Origin of the sequence: Candidatus Methanoperedens sp. (assembly GCA_012026795.1) — an archaeon.
Lineage (GTDB): Archaea > Halobacteriota > Methanosarcinia > Methanosarcinales > Methanoperedenaceae > Methanoperedens.
The window spans coordinates 41,078-61,934 of sequence record VEPM01000009.1; the positions used below are offsets into that span (position 1 = coordinate 41,078).

General features: G+C 41.2%; 22 protein-coding genes. 14 read left to right on the forward strand and 8 right to left on the reverse strand.

What is annotated here, in order from left to right:
* Positions 1–9 precede the first annotated feature (9 nt).
* The gene (locus FIB07_04555; protein ID NJD52118.1) at positions 10–348 is read right to left on the reverse strand and encodes a cupin domain-containing protein; all 339 of its coding nucleotides are present in this window, start codon (positions 346–348) and stop codon (positions 10–12) included.
* Positions 349–373: 25 nt separating this feature from the next.
* Entirely contained in the window at positions 374–1,642 is a 1,269-nt protein-coding gene (locus tag FIB07_04560) for a hypothetical protein (protein ID NJD52119.1), read from the reverse strand.
* Between the two features lie 307 nt (positions 1,643–1,949).
* Here FIB07_04560 and FIB07_04565 point away from each other — a divergent pair, with 307 nt between their 5' ends.
* Together FIB07_04565 and FIB07_04570 are read left to right on the forward strand one after the other, a co-directional pair.
* Positions 1,950–3,392, forward strand: coding sequence for a glycosyltransferase family 2 protein (locus FIB07_04565; GenBank protein NJD52120.1), 1,443 nt, complete (start codon positions 1,950–1,952; stop codon positions 3,390–3,392).
* Entirely contained in the window at positions 3,392–4,309 is a 918-nt protein-coding gene (locus FIB07_04570; GenBank protein ID NJD52121.1) for a hypothetical protein, read from the forward strand. The genes FIB07_04565 and FIB07_04570 overlap by 1 nt, the downstream gene beginning before the upstream one ends.
* Positions 4,310–4,491: 182 nt before the next feature.
* On the opposite strand, the gene FIB07_04575 is transcribed toward FIB07_04570, so the two are convergent.
* Positions 4,492–5,223, reverse strand: a complete 732-nt coding sequence (locus FIB07_04575; protein NJD52122.1) for a hypothetical protein — start codon at positions 5,221–5,223, stop codon at positions 4,492–4,494.
* Between the two features lie 251 nt (positions 5,224–5,474).
* Between FIB07_04575 and FIB07_04580 the strand changes: the two genes are divergently transcribed.
* Positions 5,475–5,735, forward strand: coding sequence for a hypothetical protein (locus FIB07_04580; protein ID NJD52123.1), 261 nt, complete (start codon positions 5,475–5,477; stop codon positions 5,733–5,735).
* A gap of 31 nt (positions 5,736–5,766) precedes the next feature.
* Here the strand turns inward: FIB07_04580 and FIB07_04585 are convergent, their stop codons facing one another.
* The 5 genes from FIB07_04585 to FIB07_04605 are packed head-to-tail and all read right to left on the reverse strand — an operon-like array spanning position 5,767 to position 9,170.
* A complete protein-coding gene (locus FIB07_04585; protein ID NJD52124.1) occupies positions 5,767–6,525 on the reverse strand; it encodes an ABC transporter ATP-binding protein in 759 nt (252 codons plus the stop codon).
* Entirely contained in the window at positions 6,513–7,319 is an 807-nt protein-coding gene (locus tag FIB07_04590; GenBank protein NJD52125.1) for an ABC transporter permease, read from the reverse strand. Before FIB07_04590 ends, FIB07_04585 begins: the two co-directional genes overlap by 13 nt.
* On the reverse strand, positions 7,319–8,419 hold the full coding sequence (locus tag FIB07_04595; protein NJD52126.1) for a hypothetical protein: 1,101 nt from the start codon (positions 8,417–8,419) through the stop codon (positions 7,319–7,321). The genes FIB07_04590 and FIB07_04595 overlap by 1 nt, the downstream gene beginning before the upstream one ends.
* Before the next feature lie 55 nt (positions 8,420–8,474).
* Entirely contained in the window at positions 8,475–8,852 is a 378-nt protein-coding gene (locus tag FIB07_04600) for a helix-turn-helix transcriptional regulator (protein ID NJD52127.1), read from the reverse strand.
* A 6-nt stretch (positions 8,853–8,858) separates the two neighbouring features.
* On the reverse strand, positions 8,859–9,170 hold the full coding sequence (locus tag FIB07_04605) for a hypothetical protein (protein ID NJD52128.1): 312 nt from the start codon (positions 9,168–9,170) through the stop codon (positions 8,859–8,861).
* Between the two features lie 110 nt (positions 9,171–9,280).
* Between FIB07_04605 and FIB07_04610 the strand changes: the two genes are divergently transcribed.
* The 11 genes from FIB07_04610 (at position 9,281) to FIB07_04660 (ending at position 20,853) form a co-directional block, all read left to right on the forward strand.
* Positions 9,281–10,273, forward strand: a complete 993-nt coding sequence (locus tag FIB07_04610; protein ID NJD52129.1) for a MoxR family ATPase — start codon at positions 9,281–9,283, stop codon at positions 10,271–10,273.
* A gap of 20 nt (positions 10,274–10,293) precedes the next feature.
* Positions 10,294–11,193, forward strand: coding sequence for a DUF58 domain-containing protein (locus tag FIB07_04615; GenBank protein NJD52130.1), 900 nt, complete (start codon positions 10,294–10,296; stop codon positions 11,191–11,193).
* The gene (locus FIB07_04620; GenBank protein ID NJD52131.1) at positions 11,190–12,134 is read left to right on the forward strand and encodes a VWA domain-containing protein; all 945 of its coding nucleotides are present in this window, start codon (positions 11,190–11,192) and stop codon (positions 12,132–12,134) included. Before FIB07_04615 ends, FIB07_04620 begins: the two co-directional genes overlap by 4 nt.
* A 9-nt stretch (positions 12,135–12,143) precedes the next feature.
* Positions 12,144–13,664: a hypothetical protein gene (locus tag FIB07_04625; protein NJD52132.1), complete on the forward strand. Its 1,521-nt coding sequence runs from the start codon at positions 12,144–12,146 to the stop codon at positions 13,662–13,664.
* Positions 13,665–13,844: 180 nt separating this feature from the next.
* Positions 13,845–14,648 carry a DUF429 domain-containing protein gene (locus FIB07_04630; protein NJD52133.1) on the forward strand — a complete coding sequence of 268 codons (804 nt, stop codon included), beginning with the start codon at positions 13,845–13,847 and terminating at the stop codon, positions 14,646–14,648.
* The gene (locus FIB07_04635) at positions 14,645–15,607 is read left to right on the forward strand and encodes a DUF1016 domain-containing protein (GenBank protein ID NJD52134.1); all 963 of its coding nucleotides are present in this window, start codon (positions 14,645–14,647) and stop codon (positions 15,605–15,607) included. Before FIB07_04630 ends, FIB07_04635 begins: the two co-directional genes overlap by 4 nt.
* Positions 15,608–15,694: 87 nt before the next feature.
* On the forward strand, positions 15,695–15,931 hold the full coding sequence (locus FIB07_04640; GenBank protein NJD52135.1) for a hypothetical protein: 237 nt from the start codon (positions 15,695–15,697) through the stop codon (positions 15,929–15,931).
* Positions 15,919–16,314, forward strand: a complete 396-nt coding sequence (locus FIB07_04645; GenBank protein ID NJD52136.1) for a type II toxin-antitoxin system VapC family toxin — start codon at positions 15,919–15,921, stop codon at positions 16,312–16,314. The genes FIB07_04640 and FIB07_04645 overlap by 13 nt, the downstream gene beginning before the upstream one ends.
* A 52-nt stretch (positions 16,315–16,366) precedes the next feature.
* Positions 16,367–19,561: a carbamoyl-phosphate synthase large subunit gene (carB, locus tag FIB07_04650; GenBank protein ID NJD52137.1), complete on the forward strand. Its 3,195-nt coding sequence runs from the start codon at positions 16,367–16,369 to the stop codon at positions 19,559–19,561.
* 43 nt (positions 19,562–19,604) lie between these two features.
* Positions 19,605–20,468, forward strand: coding sequence for a menaquinone biosynthesis protein (locus FIB07_04655; GenBank protein NJD52138.1), 864 nt, complete (start codon positions 19,605–19,607; stop codon positions 20,466–20,468).
* The gene (locus tag FIB07_04660; protein ID NJD52139.1) at positions 20,449–20,853 is read left to right on the forward strand and encodes a hypothetical protein; all 405 of its coding nucleotides are present in this window, start codon (positions 20,449–20,451) and stop codon (positions 20,851–20,853) included. Before FIB07_04655 ends, FIB07_04660 begins: the two co-directional genes overlap by 20 nt.
* The last annotated feature ends 4 nt before the right edge of the window (positions 20,854–20,857 follow it).

The following is a 20,857-nucleotide window of genomic DNA, read 5'->3' on the forward strand; positions in this document are numbered from 1 at the left end:
AATTCTATATTAGCTGTTCTTTTGTTTAAAACTTTCTTTCACATATTCTTTATCCCCCTTCACTTTCACTGACAGCGTTATGAACCGAAGCGGCACATTCCCTGAATTGAAAAGTGCATGCGCTGCAAGCTTCGGTATATACACAACATCATAACGTGTTATTTCCTGTTTTTCTTCGCCTATTGTCATTTTGCCGTACCCTGAGAGGATATAATATATTTCTTCAAGATCCGGATGAAAATGCAGCTCGATACCTTTTCCAGGCTCAAGTGTAGTATCATATATCGCTTCTATGTTTTGTGCGTCTTTTGTAAGGTCAAGACCATTTTCAATCTGATTCACTTTCATTTGACCACCAATGTTCACAAAAAAATTATTTCATTATAAAGAATATGTCATTTCCATAGAAATATTTCAATATGTTCCGCCATGTATAACCATTATTTGCCAACGAATTTGCCTGGACCTGTCCCATAGCTCCCCTATTGTATGGATTTAATGAAGGCGGATTTGTTACCCAGCCGATGGTGCTCTGTTTTATATCCTCCCCGCTTTTACCTTCATTGTAGGTTACATATCTGGCAAAATCACCAGTACCGCTAACATAGAAACTGCAAATTATAACATCCCTCCATTTAATAACTATTCCTTTTGTTTGTGAAACTGAATTTTTCAAATTATTTGTGAGAACAAGCCATGGTTTATAATTCTGGTCCCTGCTGTCGTCATAAACATCAAAGTTTCTTCCGCTTGGATGCTCTTTCTTATAATAAGCGAATGTTCTTGAGGCAACAGCCTGAGCCTTCATTGATTCAAATGGAGCAATGTCATTTTCTGCGGCTACGACATATGGTAAATATTCTGTTTCTATATTTAAAACATCAATTTGGCCGGTAGCAGTCCTATATACTCTTATAGTCTCAATTGGTATTTTAGGTCCTATTATTATATCATTTCCATAGAAATATTTCAATATGTTCCGCCATGTATAACCTTTGTTCGCTAATGCGTTTGCCTGGATCTGCCCCATAGCTCCCCTATTATACGGATTTAATGAAGGCGGATTTGTTACCCAGCCGATGGTGCTCTGTTTTATATCCTCCCCGCTTTTACCTTCATTGTAGGTTACATATCTGGCAAAATCACCAGTACCGCTAACATAGAAACTGCAAATTATAACATCCCTCCATTTAATAACTATTCCTTTTGTTTGTGAAACTGAATTTTTCAAATTATTTGTGAGAACAAGCCATGGTTTATAATTCTGGTCCCTGCTGTCGTCATAAACATCAAAGTTTCTTCCGCTTGGATGCTCTTTCTTATAATAAGCGAATGTTCTTGAGGCAACAGCCTGAGCCTTCATTGATTCAAATGGAGCAATGTCATTTTCTGCGGCTACGACATATGGTAAATATTCTGTTTCTATATTTAAAACATCAATTTGGCCGGTAGCAGTCCTATATACTCTTATAGTATCATCAGATGGGATTGATATGGGTGCTGGCGTAGATGTCAGCGCAGGCTTTACATAATCGGCAGAAGCATTAACGCTGGCCAGGATTAAAATCAAAATAACTATTGTACTGATGATAGTCATTATTTTTTTAAGGTACCAATTCCTTATCAATTTTTTTTCACTCATTTTGTTATCTCCTTATTTTTCAAATGCAGTTCAAATAAGGCATACGAACCCGATTAATATGTACTTTCCCATAGTTTTTTACATTTTGCACATAGTTTTTCAACAGTTTTAAAGAAAACAAAAAGAAGAGTTATATCTATCAAACTTACACTGTTGGCCGTATCTACTTAATACAAATGGAGATTGATAGCAAAAAGCTAACTTCATAATAGCTAATAACAAGAATATGCTCAATTTTTCCATGAATAAATTTGATTTTTAAACAAAAAACAGCCCCGGTACCAAAAAATGCATTTATAAAGTATTAATGAATAAAGTGAACTATAATAAAGCTTTGATAAACTCAAAACTTTCGATTTATATAAATAGCATTGATTACGTTGGCATTCATGCGATTATGAAAAATACGATATTATCGATATCGGCCACCGTATTAGTGCTGACATTAACCTGCGTTATTCCGGCTTCAGCTTCAGTATTTGATGCGTTGGAACAATTCAGGCTTCCTGATTTCATCAAGATACCTGATTTCATTAAGGTACCTGAATTTAACTTATCTATAGCTACTCTTTTTTTTTATGGGATGCTTTTTATACTGATTTTCCGCCTAGCCAGTTTTGGCTTTCTTTCTTTTATTGACACTTTTATAAAAAGGAAGGGAAAAATCGATAAATTCCTTAAAATGTCGATAATCATTCCTGCATATAATGAAGATGTAACAATTGGTAGTTGTATAAAATCCATGTTGAGTTTGAACTATCCATCCTATGAGGTCATAGTAATCGATGACGGATCATCTGATAATACATTCAGGGAGGCATCTAAATATTCGGAAAAAGGCGTAAAAGTGATACGCCAGAAAAATACAGGAAAGCCCGGAGCTATTAACACAGGCATCCGGAACTCTTCCGGGGAGATAATTATTACAGTTGATGCTGATTCAAAACTGCATCCTGATGCCCTTACATGGATATGCAGACGCTTCTCCAGTAATCCTCGCCTCGGTGCAGTAGCAGGCAATGTAAAAATAGACAAACCCACCGGATTATTGAAAACCCTGCAATCACTTGAGTACACTACGTCAATAAATCTTGGACGGAAGTCCCAGTCTATGCTGCATTGCGTTATGATAGTGCCTGGTGCAATAGCAGCCCTGAAAACCGATGTAATACGTGAGGTGGGTTACTTTCCATCAGATACATTTGCAGAAGATTTTGATATTACTATGAAAATTTTAAAAGCAGGTTATCATGTTGAGTACGAGTCCCGCGCAATAGCTTTCACACAGGCGCCTGAGACCGTTGAGGATTTCCTGAAACAAAGAAGAAGATGGTATCGAGGTATGACTCAGGTACTATCGAAGTACCAGGGAATGTACCTTAATCCCAGATACGGAGCAGCCGGAATTTTCGGAGTACCTTATATGTGGCTGGGGGTAAGCTCGTACCTGATAAACATGATTTTGCTTTTCATACTGGTTATTGATGCTTTTAGTTATATGGTAAGCTTTTCAGGCCATGACCTGAATTTGCTGGCTTCAGGGATGCTGACATACTGGGCTTTAACTATCGGGATCTCAATATATGCAGTACTCATAGACCCAATGCCAAAACTAAGAGAATTAATTGCAAGTCCCCTATATCTGTTCTATAACGTCTTTATAGATAGTGTAGGTCTTATGGCATTAATCGAAGAAATACTGAACCTGGCTATGCGTTGGGAAAAACCAAAAAGAGAGGAACTAGAATAATGAATATTGGAATATTTGGAATCGGAATTGCGATTACATTCGCAATAATAGCACTATCAGCAGTAACACTGTACCTCAGTTTCAGGATAAAGGAGACTTTCCGGGAAGAGAAAAGCCTGAAAACCCAGTTTGCGAAAACATTTTTCTTGATCGGGATACTATTCCTGGCTGGCGGAATATTCTATTTCTTTGCCCAGGCCATAGCCCCGCAAAAACTCCCGGATGATCACAATGCATCTAAAATAATCGAATCCGGAGCCTTTGCAAAAAGTGGCTCTGTGTATCTTGGAGTATCTTACCCTGCAAATATCAGGAAGGATGATAACTATACAATTTCATTCACGACAAACAATCCTTCAACACAAGTAATTCGTAATGCTTCGATTAAATTAGTAGGACTAAATCTTCTGGAGGCAAAGTCCAACTTTAAAATCAGATCCGACATCCTGAATTTGGGGGATATATTATCCGGAGAGACAAAGGGATATCTGCTGCTGAAAGCACCACCAAACCCCGTGGTTCTTGAAGGAGCATTGATATTTCAGTCAAAGGATACTGATACTGTAGCCCAATCTGTAAAAATAAACGTTCTTGAGACTGCTCTACCAGCAACACCAACTCATACTCCAAACTCATCAGGACCAAAAGCAATGCCGTGGTATAATATTATCTGGCCCTCGGCGCCAGCTTCAGTATATATACCCGCCTCTTCTAATCCTGCCCCAACCTCTTCTCCATCTGCTCCTGCCCCCGGTTCGACCTCTACACCCACACCCGTCCAGACACCCGATCCTGCTGTAAGTCCGTCACCTGACCCGGCTGTAAGTCCGTCACCTGACCCGACACCTGATCTAACACCCGATCCGACAAATAAATCCAAAAAAGACAAGCCTGCAAGTCAAGATGTATCCAATTAAGTGAAGACTGGCTCACTATAAAAAAGGAAGAATGATTGAATGGAAATAATAGAAATTAAATGTAAAAATTGTGAAAAAAAGATTTATGTTAGAAAAGATTGTGCCAGAAAAAAGATGTTCTGTACTCTCAGCTGCATGGATTCGTTTCGTGAACTTCATCCTTATATCAAATAGGCATCATTTTACATATCGCCTTTTTTCTCTTTTACCTTCTGAACAAGGTCAAATATTTTATCAACATCATCCCCTATTATGCACAGGGTAATTGAGCCTTCTCCACCATTTATCCCGCCTGCTCCTATTGGAAAAGCATCCTCAGCACCAAGGAGGATCAACGCTTCAACTTCGGTAATAACTTCACCGAACAGCGGCATCATGCCAACCGGTAGCCCTGTGGCTTTACTGCAGCGCTGGATGCCGATATATTTTGATATCTCTATTACTGAATATGGAATTGATTTTTCAAGACCAACCGGGATTACAAGATTAATGCCTCTTGCCATTACAATACCCATGAAACTTCCTGTCGTTCCGCCAACCGGATTTGCCATCATCACACCGGCAACCCCATCAGGGTCAAGTGCATTTGCGCCCTTGATTACAACGTCCTGCGCTGTCATTTCCTGCAGGATTGTATCAGCATTCACTTCTTTCCCATCTTTAAGGGCGATTGCAGGCAGGCGCTTGTCATTCGGGACAACGGAGGCAGTTTCACCAATATATCCTGCTGCATATCTGGAATGGTCTATCTTTTTGCCTGTAAGTTCTTCTGCGATATAGGCATTGGTTGTGCCCAGGGTAATCAATATAATTCCTTTTTCCATCGCCTGCCGGATGACAGGGAGCTTTTTTACTCCCATTGCTATGATTCTTTTCGATTCCGGGGGTGTAAGTGTGATCTGTATTTGTTTCATGAATTCCTCACCCATATATATAATACCTGTGAGTATAAATATCTGACAGCTGACAGAATGAAAACCAGTTGTATTCTTATAGTTATTATCATGATTATTAAAATTTTAATAGATAAATTTAAATAAGAATATAACTAAACTTAGATATGTGTGTCAGACCCGACATGTTGGATTCACAGCAAATTCAGGAAAGTAAAGAAGCCAACAAATCGAGGAAGTATGAAAAATACAGATAAAAGGAGGTTTCAAATATGGGAATATGGGCATGGGTCCAACCTGTGGATAGGATATGGAAGGTAGTTTCAGATCATGAAAAAGGAACGCTTCTTGTTTATAATGAGAAAAGCGAGTTGATTTTAGAACAAAAAGGAATGACTGAAGAAGAAGTCTCTTTCATAGAGAATTGTTTCCTCCGGGTTGTTGCCACAAATCTTAATACGGATAAAATGAGCCAGCCTCAGGTCACTGAAGTACAAAGGCCAGTCCGTGAGTTTAATTATATGTATTCGTAGGATTATGACAGGAGGTTCATAATGACTGGCATTATCCTGTTCCGGACGCCAATTTTATCTGTGTACTTAATGATTTCAAAACTCTGTCCCTGATGATATTGGCTTCAGGGCCTGTCCGTATCCTGGGGCGCGTCAATTTGACATCGAATATATCTTTAACCTTACCGGGGCGGGCTGACATGACAACAACCCTGTCTCCGAGATAAACCGCTTCATCAACACTATGGGTAACAAAAAGTACGCTTATGTGTTCAGTCTCCCAGATCCTGAGTAATTCTCCCTGCATGAGATTCCTTGTCTGGGCATCAAGCGCCCCGAACGGTTCATCCATCAATAGCAGCTTCGGATTATTTGCATAAGCCCGGGCTATCCCCACTCTCTGTTTCATCCCCCCTGATAATTCATCGGGGTAATGGTTCTCAAACCCGTTCAAACCTACAAGGTCGATATAGTGTTTTGAGATACTTTCACATTCCGCTTTGGTTATTCCTTTTACCTGGGGACCGAATTCGATATTCTCTTTCACAGTCCTCCAGGGGAATAATGCGTATTCCTGGAACACAAAACCACATTCCTTATTTACCCCGTTTATTTTTTTACCATCAAGGGATATAATCCCATCATCCGGGGCAACAAGCCCTGCTGCAAGGCGAAGGATTGTCGTTTTTCCGCATCCGCTGGGGCCAAGAAGGCATACAAATTCCCCATGCTCAACCTCAAAATTTACATCCAGGAGCGCCTGGAAATTATTGTATTTCTTGGAAACCGAGCTAAGGACTAATCTACCCAATTTATGAACCTCCTCTGAAAAAGAAGTATGCTTATATTCATAATATATCCGATCACGCCTATTACTATCATTCCTGCCACCATTTCCGAATAGCGGCCAAGGTCCCCCATGTTCCAGATAAAATAACCAAGGCCAACCGGACTTTTGATAACCATCTCAGCTGCTACAATTGCCATCCATCCCACGCCAAGGCCGATCCTCAATCCGGTCATAATGGATGGAAGTGCAGAAGGAATAACCACTTTTGTTACGATCATTGATTCTGAGGCCCCGAGTGTTTTTGCAGCATCGATAAGTTGCAGGTCTGTTGACTTCACTCCCTGGATGGTGTTAAGGATAATTGGGAAAACCACACCAATAAAAACAATAAAAATTGACCCGCCTGATACGAAAATAAATATTGATAGCGGTATCCATGCCATAGGAGGCATATTTCGGACGATTTCAATTATGGGATTAAATAAATTTCCGAGAAACTTTGAATATCCTACACCAATACCCACAGGTACTCCAATGATAAATGCAATTATCCCGCCCTCGATCACCCGCATAAGACTTGCATAAACATGGTTAATTATACCATATGTGAAGGAGGGGCCGTATATTCTGGTGAACATTGAACCAACAAGTGCATACCATGTTTCAACAGGTGTGGGAATATCCCTGAGGCGAATGAAAGGAATATTGAAAATATCATTCCTTGCAAGTATAACCAGCATCTGCCATACAAGAGTAAAAACGATAAGGGAAAGGATGTTTATTAACAATCCTCTTTTCCCGGTCTCGAATTTCATTAATAGCTGACCTTAAGTCCTTCCTTATCTGCCTCCATGAGGAAAAGAACATGCTGTATCGTCCCCTGGCCCGGGAATCCCACAGTCTTTCCTTGCAGGTCCTTTAATGAAGTTACGTTGCTGGCAACAACGATAACCGACCCTTCATTATTCATCCCGGCTATAACTCCGACTTTTGTATCATTATTGGAAAAATCATTGCTATTGATCCGGTGAATAATTACCGGGGGTATTCCCAGGCTCCCGGCATCGACCGTATTTCCTTTAAAGCCCTGCTGCATTTCAAAAGCGCCATTCTGGAACGGGGCGCCTTCGGCTATAACAATATTTATTCCTAAATCCCTGTAATATCCTTTTTGCCATCCTACATAGAATGGAAGTTCATGGATATCATTTACAAGGTAACCATATCGGATGTTTACAGGTTCTTTCAATGCAATTTTAGAAATATTTTCATCTTTATTATTGACCGCCCACTCAACGTAATTATTTGTTACGAGCGAATTGGCATAATCCTGTGCATTCTTGTATCCCGACATGTTCCATTTCTTCATGTCAAAAATCCCAAAATCCTGTATCTTCTGGATAAAAGTAGTTGTTCCCTCAATATTGGTATTATAAACAAATTCCACATCAGCAAGGCTCAGGTTCGCAGCGACCGGATCTGTCATTCCGCCAAATTGCATTGTATAATTAATCAATTGTTCATGGTCGGGCGAATCGATTTGCTTTGCATTATTGATATATTCGACAGATTTTAACTGCACAAGTGCCATGCGCTTTAAGATCTCGTCAGAATTATTGGTCTTCTTATACCAGTCGTCATCATACGCTACAACACAGCAGGGATGATCAGTCCATATTTTTCCTGAAAATATCAAATTTTTTCCATATCCTTTGGTAACAGCTATTGCTGGATATGGTTCCCACATAATGAACCCGGCAATTTCACCGGTCCCCAATCTCTGCACCATTTCCTGTCCGCTCATTTTCACAAGGTTAATTGGCTCACTGGCCCCGGAAGTTTTTTTGCTTTCAAGGCATCCGGCTACAAAAATTACTATAATCACAATAAATAAGATCTTCATCAAATTTTTCATAATTTACCTCAATATATTCAATTAACTGTTAATCAATATATAGATTCAAATATCGCTATTTAACGGTTTCCGTTTTTTCATCATTCGCGTGAGCAAGCCTTTTCCACAATCTGATTATCCTATCACTATGGTCTTCCGTCTTAAAATCCACAGAAAATATCCCATCATGAATATGTACAGTTGCCTCAAGGATCGCGCAGCGGTAATATTTTTCCTCGTTACCTGAAAGATTAATGATGCTTTTTACGTGCTTTACAAGTCCAGCACTTTCCATAAGTTTGAGCTTTCTATATACGGTTGCAAGGGGTATGTCAAGCTCCTGGCTCAACTGGCTGGCAGAACATTCTTTTTTTGATGTAAGCAACAATATCTTCTGAGAGTACTTGTTTGCAAGTAGATCAAAAAACACCTCATTGCCAGGTTTTGAGTTCATTTCATTTTAGCTTTTTCTTACTGCTATTATTAATGCAATTAGTCCCAGAATATCAAAAATATTTGCAAGCAATTTATCCATGCGTGCATCATCCACATAATAAATGGTTGAGAATAGATTTCCAATCGTTATGAGAGTAAATCCTAATGTAAGATAAAACATATCAGAAGTTCTTGTTTTCAAAAACGCTCGCATTGCAATAATAATTAAAACCAGACCTACGAGAAAGCGAGCTGCTCCGATCAGGTTATCTATCAGGTGTTGAACCATAATATTCCAACTATTAATTGTTAATACAAATATAATACGTTCTGCCATTATCAATTTTTGAGAATGGGTACTATAATTTATACCTTAATTTATACTTTAAAACGCCGTAAAAAATAAATATTTTGTACATAAATAATGAAATCCAAAGAGATGAGGTGATGAAAACGAACGAAGATATACATGCACTTAATAAGCAGGCGTTACTGTATTCAAAAGACCTCGAAGCGATAATTGAAGAAATGCACAGGGTAATAATCGGGCAGGATAATGTCCTTGAAAAACTTATTCTTGCCCTGGTTGCTGATGGTCATGTGCTCCTTGAAGGTATGCCTGGTCTTGCAAAGACACTGATGATAAAAACATTATCAGATACAATAGATGCATCTTTTAAGCGAATACAATTCACTCCTGACCTTCTCCCGGCTGATATTATCGGGACACGGATATATAACCAGAATACCTGCCAGTTTTCAACACGAAAAGGCCCGGTATTTGCACATTTTATCCTTGCTGATGAGATAAACAGGGCTCCTCCGAAAGTACAGAGCGCCCTTCTTGAAGCCATGCAGGAAAAGCAGGTCACTATCTCGGATGAGAGCCACCAGCTTGAAAAGCCCTTCCTTGTAATGGCTACCCAGAATCCTGTTGAAACACAGGGAACATACGAATTACCCGAAGCCCAGGTTGACCGCTTCATATTCAAGATAATACTTGATTATCCTACCCAGAAGCAGGAGCAGGAAATCATGAGAATGGTTGCAGGTGAGGGCCTGTCAAAAATCAGAAGGATCATTGCGCCTTCAAGGATAATCGAGATCCAGGATTTCAATCACAGCATCTATCTGGATGAAAAGATCTCAAAATATCTCACCGATATCGTCCAGGCAACAAGAGACCCGAAGCAATACGGGCTTGATATAAAGAATTTCATCGAATACGGGGCATCTCCGCGCGCTTCGATCTATCTTGCCCTTGGCGGAAAAGCAAGCGCTCTCCTTGCAGGAAGAGGATATGTGGTACCCGAAGACATAAAACGAATAGCAAAGGATGTCCTGAGGCACCGCATCATCCTGACTTATGAAGCACTGGCAGAAGAGATGACACAGGATAAAATAATCGCATCGGTTCTTGAAAAAGTGCCTGTTCCCTGACAGGGTCAATTAAATGTGACATGGAGCGTGGGATTTTGGCCCGTCCAACAACTTCGGAAATAATCTCAAAAGTAAGACAGATCGAAATAAAGACCAACCGACCCGTGGAAGGAATTATCAGCGGGGCTTATCTTTCTGCCTTTAAAGGAACAGGCATTGAATTCTCGGAAGTGCGCGAATATCAGGCTGGAGATGACCCCAGGACAATTGACTGGAATGTTACGGCACGGATGAACCATCCATTCGTAAAAGAGTTCATTGAGGAACGAGATCTGACAATAATTATAGTATTTGATATTTCAAGGTCGTCAGAATTCGCAACTGTGGGTTCGCTAAAAAAAGATATCGGTATTGAATTATGTGCTTCTCTTGCCATGTCCGCGATCAGGAACAATGATAAAGTGGGTCTTGTGCTCACCTCGGACATAGTGGAAAAATATATCCCGCCAATGAAAGGGAAAAGGCATGTGTTCAGGATAATAAGGGAGACTATTTTTCATGAGCCAGAACACGATAGGACCGACCTTTCAGTGCCTCTTGTGAAGCTTTCCAGGATTCTTAAGAAAAAGAGTGTGATCTTTATAATTTCGGATTTCCAGGATGATCCGGGGAATATAAAAAAGCCGCTTCAGGTGCTAAAGAACAGGCATGATATAATAGCAGTGAGGCTATGGGATGTCAGGGAACAGGAACTTCCTGACATCGGCCTTATCGAACTTGAGGATGAGGAGACGGGTGAGCAGATACTTGTTGATACCGCAGATGCCGGATTCAGGATGCGATTTGCGGAAAATGTAAAATCCAGGAATAAGGAATTAAATGATCTCACAAAACGCCTAGAAATTGACCTGATAGAAATTTCAACTGCACAGGACTGGATAAAACCAGTATTGAAATTCTTTAAAATGAGGGTGAGATGATGAATTTTGAGAACCCGTTATGGTTTGCTGCCCTACTGCTTATCCCTGTTGTCTGGTATTTTTACAGGAAATCCATTAAAAAGAAAAAATCTCTTGCTATTAAGTTTAGCAATATTTCGCTTATCAAAGAAGCAGGTGTGGGAAAATCAAGAGCAAAGGAAGTCCTTTTTTATATGAATATACTTCTGGTCGCCTTGCTTGTCACAGCTCTGGCCGACCCCCATATACCGCTCAAACAAACAAAAGAAGGTGTAAACGTAGTCATGGTGATGGATGTTTCAGGAAGCATGGCAGCCAGTGATTATAAGCCCACACGGCTTGAAGCTGCAAAGGAAAGCGCAAAGATATTGGTTAACGAATTGAATAATAAAGACAATTCAGGAATTGTTATTTTTTCAAGCGGTGCGACAACGTCAGCGTATCTTTCACCTTATAAAGATAAAGTGATCGAGAAACTTTCAGGGATAAAACAGACTGAAGGTGAAACATCTCTGGGTGATGGTCTTGCGCTTGCGGTGGACATGGCAACTTCTATCCCGAACAAGAAAAAAGTCATAGTTCTCATGAGCGATGGGGTTAATAATGCAGGTGTGATAAGCCCGGATGATGCCATTTCATACGCAAAGACGAACAACATCCAGGTATATACCGTGGGAATAGGATCAAACGAAAGAGTCATCCTCGGTTATGACTGGTTCGGGCGACCGCAATATGCCGAACTTGATGAGGCAACCCTGCAAAGGATAGCAAAAGAAACGAATGGCCAGTATTTTAAATCAGTAGACAGTGGAACGCTTGAAAAAATATACAGCGAGCTTCCACAAAAAATAGAACGTGAACCCGAAAATTCAAGCATTAAGGACTGGGTTATTATGTCTTCAATAGGAGTCCTGCTTGCACAATTGTATCTGAGATTCGGGAGGTACAGGATTTTGCCGTGAGGTGAGAATATGAAGAGATCAAAGATAGTATTAATTTTATTATGTTTCTTAATTCTATTTCTAGGCATAGCATCTGCAAAACAATTGGCTGTCAAGAAAGTTACGAATACGGATATAAGGACAGGTGACAGCGTCAATATTGCTCTTGAGTTTGAAAATCCTTTCAATAAGTCCGTACCAATTAAAATCCAGGATAACAATATCCTGGGGAATAATGGGCTTGAGATACAGTGTTACGAATATACTCTTCCTGATCAAGCGCACACAGGTGTTTCATACGATTTCCCGATACAGGCATATTCAGCCGGGGAGTTTACGCTCGACCCTGCAACAGTTACTTATACAAATCCGGAAACAGGAACAGAGGAATCTGTAAAATCCGGGCCTGTTAAGGTTTCCATAAAACAGGGGCAAGCAACAGGGCAGCAGCAGGGTATTACCAAAATATACAATTGCGGCGGTGTGAGCATGCAAAGCACTTCCATGTCATCAGGCAGCTCAACTTCAATTTCGATAAGCAGCGGCAGTCAGCAAACCGGCCAGAATAACAATCCGCAGCCTGCTGGTTCTCCTGAAAATATCCAGCAGAGCGCCCAGGATATGCAGAATATCAAACAGGAAATGGAGCGCCAGAAGCAGGAACAGCAGAAGATGCAAAATGAGTTAAGGGAAAGGATCGAGGGTAACAGCGATTTCCGGAAACTGGATGAGGAACTCCAAAAACAGGGATATGCGCCAGCTGACCAGGAAATAAAACCCGAATCAAATGACACCGGGAATTTTAATTACAATTACAGGAAAGGTGAAGAGAGCGCCAACATAAGCGGCAGGATGAATGCCGGGAAGATGGAAAACATCACGAAACAGAGTACTGAAGATATAAAGAAACTGGAGCAGTATATTGAGAGTAATGAGACATTCATGCAAATGAATAAGACGCTTTCAGATAAAGGATATAACCTGACAGGTAAGAATATTGATCTGAAAACAAATATCAGCAGTTTTGAATATTCGTATGGTGACAGGCAGGGAAGGAATGCTTCGATCACAGGTAATGTGACAGGTGCAGGTGAGATAAAAGATATATCGCTAAATGAACCCCAGGCGCCATTCCCATACTGGATACTTGCTATTCTCCTTGTGCCTTTGCTCGGAATATATCTTTATTCAAAGTTCAGGAATGATGCAAAGCCTGTTGAACCTGTAAAAGAGATTATTTATGTTGATCCTAAGAAGAATGCTCTTTCAATGCTTGAAAAAGCAATAGATATGTTCAATAGCGGTATGCAACGGGAGGCATATGTGGAGGCTTCACATGCTGTGAGGTCATATTTTAAGGGAACCTCAGGAATAAATGAACTGACAAGCAATGAGATAATTACGGGCATCCGTGGTTCAAAAGATGAGGGATATGTAAGGGATGTCAGGGAGTGTTTTATGCTCTGCGACCTTGTTAAATTTGCAAAATATGAACCGAATGCAGAGGATTTCAATCGGGTGGTGGAGTATGCGAAGAGGGTAATTGTATGAGCTCGTTCTTAAAGGAGCAGGTTTCAGCATTCATTTTTGTCTATTCGAGCCAATATCGATAGTATAATAACTAAAGCTTTTCTTTAAGTCAGCTATGCAAAATAGCGCGTTCAATGATCAAAGTATAATTGGATTAGAGAAGTTATACATAAATAACATGGGGATTAGGGAGATGGCGGGATGAAAACGGCATTTGGACTGGATATTGCCGGTTATTCTACAGGTAAATCTGGTTTTGTTCGGGCGGATAAAAAAGAAGATTATTCTATTGAAATCACAGTATTTCGGAAACATGTGTTTGCTGATAAATGTAGTGCCAAAACTCCACTCGACGATGATATTGTTAAAAATGAAAAAGAACTTTTGATAGCATGCTGCAAGAAAGGTTGTTTGCTTGTTGATATTCCTATAGATTTGCAGGAACTTCCGTGTCCGAATAATGTTGGATTTATCTGGGAACTTGTTAAACGTCCCGTAGATTTTGCTTTTGGCGCCATGCCTCCATTAGCAGAGCGCATAGGATCTCCAGTGGCACGATTCTTAAATTTATTCTCATCTATTAAAGAAGAATTTCCTCTTGGAAAACAAATATTTGAAACATATCCGGCAGGTTCCCTTAAGCTTCTGAATTTGCCATATAATAGATATAAAAAATCGCAAGCAGAATTCGAAAATGGGAGCTGGAAGGGTGGAAAAATAGCCCAAATTTCTCGATACTTAAAATTAACTTCAGAACAAAACATAACACTTAATGACGATGAACTTGATGCGATTATTTGCTCAATCACGGGTGTTGTTGATGAGGAATATTGTCTTCAGGGAGATGAACTTGCAAATAAGATCAACAGTTTGATTTCAAATGATAAACGATATACTGCGCCGAATGGTTATATTCTCCTTAAAAAGAGACCTGAAATTAGAATAAATATCACAACAAAGATTGTGAAAAATCAAAAGGAGTTGTTAAAGGACGTGGTTAGATGAAGAAACGACCTGAAAAGACGAATATTGTGGCTATCACAAATACCCAAGATATGCTTATAATACCAGAAACGACGGCCCTCTTAAGCGATATCTGTTCTCTTATAGAAGCTGCGCGCAGGCGTGTTTCCACGACAGCTAATGCAGAAATGGTGCTGCTCTATTGGCATATAGGAGACCGCATCCGAAAAGATATTCTCGGAATGGAACGCGCTGATTATGGGAAACAGATTGTCCAGACACTGTCTGGAAAATTGATATTGGAATATGGACGAGGTTATAGTAGAACTAACATATTTCATATGATCCGGTTTGCAGAGGTTTTCAGCGACCTGAAAATTGTCCAGACATTGACTGGACAATTAGGCTGGAGCCATTTCGTGCAGATAATTGCTCTTGATGACCCGCTTAAACGTGATTTCTATGCAGAAATGTGCAGGATCGAACACTGGAGCACCCGTACCCTGCATGCCAAAATCGAGGGTATGCTTTATGAGCGTACAGCCCTAACAAAAAAGTCAGAGAAACTCATCACACAGGAGCTTGCCGCACTGCGCGATGAAGATCGCATGACTCCTGATCTTGTGTTTCGCGACCCCTATTTTCTTGATTTTCTTGACCTGCTATTTTATCACCGCAATATGCGCCGTCTGGTAGCGATTGAACTGAAACTTGGAAAATTCCAGGCGCAGGATAAGGGGCAGATGGAGCTATATCTTCGCTGGCTGGAAAAATATGAGAAGCGCGATGGTGAAGAAAGCCCGCTGGGTTTGATATTATGCGCGGAGAAGACGGCAGAGCATGTTGAACTATTGCAGCTTGAGACAAGTGGGATAAGGGTTGCCGAGTATCTTACCGAACTCCCGCCGCGCCCGCTTCTTGAAGCAAAACTGCATGAAGCGATCAGTCTGGCGCATGAACAGATTGCAGCCCGTGAGGTTTCAGGGCTGGAGAGAAAGTGATGAGTGTGGAACTTGGAATCATATGTGCTCCAGCCCACAAACAGTAACTATATATAAATAGGTCACAATGTAGATAAGGTGGTAAATGTGCCATATAAAACAATAAAAATCAGGGATGAAACATACGAAAACATAAACGTCTTAATAAGTGACTTGATGAAAGAACTCAAAAGACCGGTATCCATTGATGAAGCATTGAGATATTTGCTCAAATGCAGAAAGAATAAGCCAAGTATGTTAGCTGGCGGCTGGAAAATGGATGAAAATGAAGTTGAAGAAATCAAAAAGGAATTAAAGGAAAGCTGGAAAAGATGGGAATTGTAATAGATACCGATATGCTGATCGACCTTCTCAGGAATAAGGAATATGCGGTCAGAAAGATAAAAGGGCTTGAGATAAACGAAGAACTTGCTACCACGGATATAAACGCCTTCGAGTTGTACTTCGGAGCCTACAATTCCAGGGATAAGGAGAGGAATATCGCATCAACTAAGGTTCTCCTTAAAACCATGATTCTGCTCCACACGCAGGAGGAGAGTATGGAGACGGCCGGCAGAATTTTCGCACAAAGAAGGGCTAAGGGAAAAATGATTGAGATCAGGGACCTGCTGATAGCTTCAATTGCCTTGCAGAACGGATGTAAGCTTCTAACTAATAATAAAGCACATTTTGAAGGGATTGAGGGATTGTCTCTTTGTGATGGATAGAATTAATAACACATCTTGCCATTAAACCTGAAAAACAAAAAACAGAGGTACAATGCCAAAAAGATCCGATATCAAAAAAGTACTGCTTATAGGTTCAGGCCCTATAATGATAGGACAGGGTGCAGAATTTGATTTTTCAGGCAGCCAGGCATGCCGCTCTCTTCGGGAAGAGGGAATAAAAGTTGTCCTTGTCAATAGCAATCCTGCGACCATCATGACAGATACCGATATGGCAGATGCGGTTTACATCGAGCCGCTTGAACCTCAGATCGTGGCAAAGATCATTGAAAAAGAACGTCCTGATGGTATTATTGCGGGTATTGGCGGGCAGACAGGTCTTAATCTGACTACTGAACTTGCAGAACTGGGAGTGCTTGAAAAATTCGGCGTGGAACTTCTTGGCACATCATTGCAGGCGATCAAGGACTCGGAAGACAGGGATCTCTTCAAGAGAAAAATGATAAGTATCGGTGAAAAAGTCCCGCGCTCAAAAGCTGTGAACACACTTGAGGAAGCTGAGGCGCTAATCCAGGAACTTGGTCTTCCGCTCATTATCCGTCCCGCATATACCCTTGGCGGGGCGGGAGGGGGCATAGCCTATACAAAAGAAGAGCTTCTTGAAATAACAGAGCGGGGGCTTAAAAGGTCACGGATAAGCCAGGTACTGATCGAAGAGAGCATTATGGGCTGGAAGGAATTCGAGTATGAGGTCATGCGCGACAAGAATGATACCTGTATTGTGATATGCAATATGGAAAACATTGATCCCATGGGGATACATACGGGTGAATCGATCGTAGTAACGCCTTCCCAGACACTATCTGACGCCGATCACCAGAAACTGCGAAGTACATCAATCAAGATCATAAGGGCGCTTGGTATAGAAGGCGGATGCAATATCCAGTTCGCTGTACGCGATAATGAGGTCAGGATCGTGGAAGTCAATCCGCGTGTTTCGCGCTCATCCGCCCTTGCCTCCAAAGCAACGGGTTACCCGATAGCCCGCGTAACTGCAAAGATCGCTATCGGTATGACACTTGATGAAATCACTAACAATATTACCAAGAAAACGCCGGCTTCCTTTGAACCCACTATTGACTATACTGTAGTCAAGATACCCCGCTGGCCATTTGACAAATTCGTAACAGCAGACAAGCATCTTACCACTGCAATGAAAAGCACGGGAGAAGTGATGGCGATAGGGCGCAATATTGAAGAGTCGCTACAGAAAGCTATACGCTCACTTGAAGTGGATATGCACTTTGGCTTTAAGGAATGGAGCAAGGATGAAATCCTTGATATCTTGCGCCATCCCAACCATGAGCGCATGTTCGTCATTTACCAGGCATTGCGTGATGGGATACCGGCTGATGAAATTTCGAGAATTACCAATATTGATCCCTTCTTTATCAGAAAGATCCGCAATATCATTGATATAGAGGATACGGTAAAAGCCGGCCTATCCCCGGAAAATCTCAGGAAAGCCAAACGCATGGGCCTGAGTGATGAAAGAATAGCATTTTTGACAGGAAAGACCCGCGAAGAGATAAACGACATGCGAAGGCATAATGGTATCATTCCGACCTTAAAGATGGTTGATACATGCGCCGCGGAATTTGAAGCGGCAACGCCATATTATTATTCGACCTATGAAGAACAATGCGAAGACATACCTTCGAATAAGAAAAAAGTCCTGATCATTGGCTCAGGCCCGATCCGTATCGGGCAGGGCATTGAGTTTGATTACTGTACTGTTCATGCGGTAACGGCGCTTCGCGAGATGGGTATAGAGACCCATATTTTGAACAATAATCCTGAAACAGTTTCTACGGATTACGATACATCAGACAAATTATTTTTTGAGCCGCTGACGCTTGAAGATGTCATGAACGTGATTGACAGGGAGCGTCCATATGGCGTAATGGTTCAGTTCGGGGGGCAGACATCTGTGAACCTGGCCATACCCCTTAAGAAAGAACTTGACAGGAGAACTGACCTTAAAACCGTCATCTTGGGGACCACGCCTGATGATATGGATATCGCAGAGGACAGGGGACGTTTTAATGCAATGATGAAAAAACTGGGAATATTCCAGCCCGAAGCAGGATGCGCCACAAATTATATCGAAGCTTTCAATGAAGCCAAAAGGATCGGATATCCGGTACTTGTGCGGCCATCATACGTTCTTGGCGGACGGGCCATGGAAATCGTATATGATGAACGCGACCTTGACCGCTACCTGAAAGAAGCCGTAAAGGTCTCGAATGAGCATCCGGTGCTTATCGATGATTTTCTTGACAATGCTGTGGAGATTGATGTGGATGCTATTTGTGATGGCAGGGACGTGCTGATCGGCGCAATAATGGAACATATTGAAGAAGCAGGAATTCATTCCGGGGATTCAGCCTGTGTTATTCCTCCCCAGTCCCTCAAACCGGAAATTCTCGCTATTGTTCGCGATTATGTCAAAAAGATCGCTATGGCTTTACGTGTCGTTGGAATAATCAATATCCAGATGGCAACGAAAAACGGGATCGTGTATGTTCTTGAAGCCAATCCCAGGTCAAGCCGCACAATCCCTTTTGTGAGCAAGGCTACGGGAGTTCCGCTTGCTAAAATCGCTGCAAGGGTCATGGCAGGGCATACACTGAAAGAGCTTGGGATTACAGGCGATATTACTCCGAAACATGTTTCCGTAAAAGAAGTCCTTTTACCATTTGATAAATTACCCGGGGCTGATCCGCTGCTTGGACCTGAGATGAAAAGCACAGGGGAAGTGATGGGTATAGACTACGATTTCGGAAAAGCGTTCTTCAAGGCCGAGTGGGCAGCAGATAATAAACTTCCCATGTCAGGTACTGTTTTCCTGTCGATCCGTGATACTGATAAAGTGCAAATAGTCGGCGTGGCAAGGAAAATGCAGGAAGCTGGACTTCATATTCTTGGTACCCGGGGAACAGCGCAATTTCTTGCGCAAAAGGGGATTAAGATAGAGGTCATAAAAAAGGTCAGCGAAGGCTTACCGAACGTGGTAGAACTTATTCATAACAGGAAAGTGGACCTGATTATTAATACTCCCACGAGCAAGCAGGCTGTTAAGGATGGTTTCCAGATCAGGCGTGCAGCCGTTGATTTCAATGTGCCTTATATCACAACTATCCAGGCTGCGCTTGCTGCTGCTGATGCTATTGAAGCAATGAACAGGGGCGAAATATCAATAAAATCGCTGGGTGAATACCATATTTAGAAATCATCCAATAAAATAATAAGCGTACACTGCTATTCTGAATATGACAAATATGGTTCATCTTGGTAAAATTGCCTTTGCTAATTGTGATTTTCCCTATTACGCAATAGAACACGGAAAGATAAGAACAGATGATATTGACATTATCGAAGCGCATCCTGTTGAACTTGCACGAAGACTGGATGCCGGTGAGCTTGATATAAGCCCGATATCATCGATCATGTATGCAAAACAGGATGACCTTCTTATATTACCTGGACTTTCCATTACTTCAAACGACTTTACAAAGAGCGTCCTGATATGCTCAAATGGGGAAATTGAAATATCCGGTTTTGAAGGAAAAACATTGTGCATACCTGAAACTACTGCCAGTTCGGCTACTCTTGTTAAAATTATTTTGTGGTTAAAGGGAGTAAATGTAAAAATCAGGCAATGCAATGGGACTGATATTGAAAAGATGCTAAAACAGGGGGATGCTGCTCTTTTGATCGGCGATAGCGCCATTCATGCTATTGGAAAATACCGTATAATCGCTGACCTGGGGAATGAGTGGAAAAAACTTACAGGGAAGAAAATGGTCTATGCACTCTGGGTAGTGAGGGGAGATTTTGCACGAAAATACCCTGGAAAAGTAAAATATGTCCATGATATCCTCCTCAGATCAAAGGATTTCGGGTATAAAAATATTAACGGAATAGCCAGCCAGATAGGGCGGCAGAAAAATATCGATTGCAATTTCATGCGGGAATATCTTCACACGTTGAATTATGATTTCGATGAAGAGACTGTGGAAAGCCTCAAGCTCTTTTTTAAATATGCAATGGAATGCGGTGTCATTGGAGATGTGAATCTCAGGTTTTTCGATAAGTTGAATATGGATGACCACTATGATCATAGCAATGGATAAACGATGTATCCTTACGTTATTGATCATTGCCATATCGGGTTGTATTGATGATAATGCCGACCTCATGACCGGTGCGAACCAGACAGTAATAAAAACACCAGCCGTCACTCCAACTCCGGGATTTCCAGTTCCTGAACCGCGGACAGTTTATGTTAAAATAAAAGGAAGCATGTTCAATCCTCTTGAATTAAAAATTGTAAACGGGACGACAATAAAATGGACGAATGCTGATAGCGCTTCGTATATAGTGAATGTGGATAATGTACAATCGCCAGTTCTTAATAAAAATGATTCGTGGAACCATACGTTCAATAAAACCGGGATTTTTGAATATAATTCCTCCAATCATCCGGCCATGCCTCATGGGAAAATAATAGTTGAATAACAGA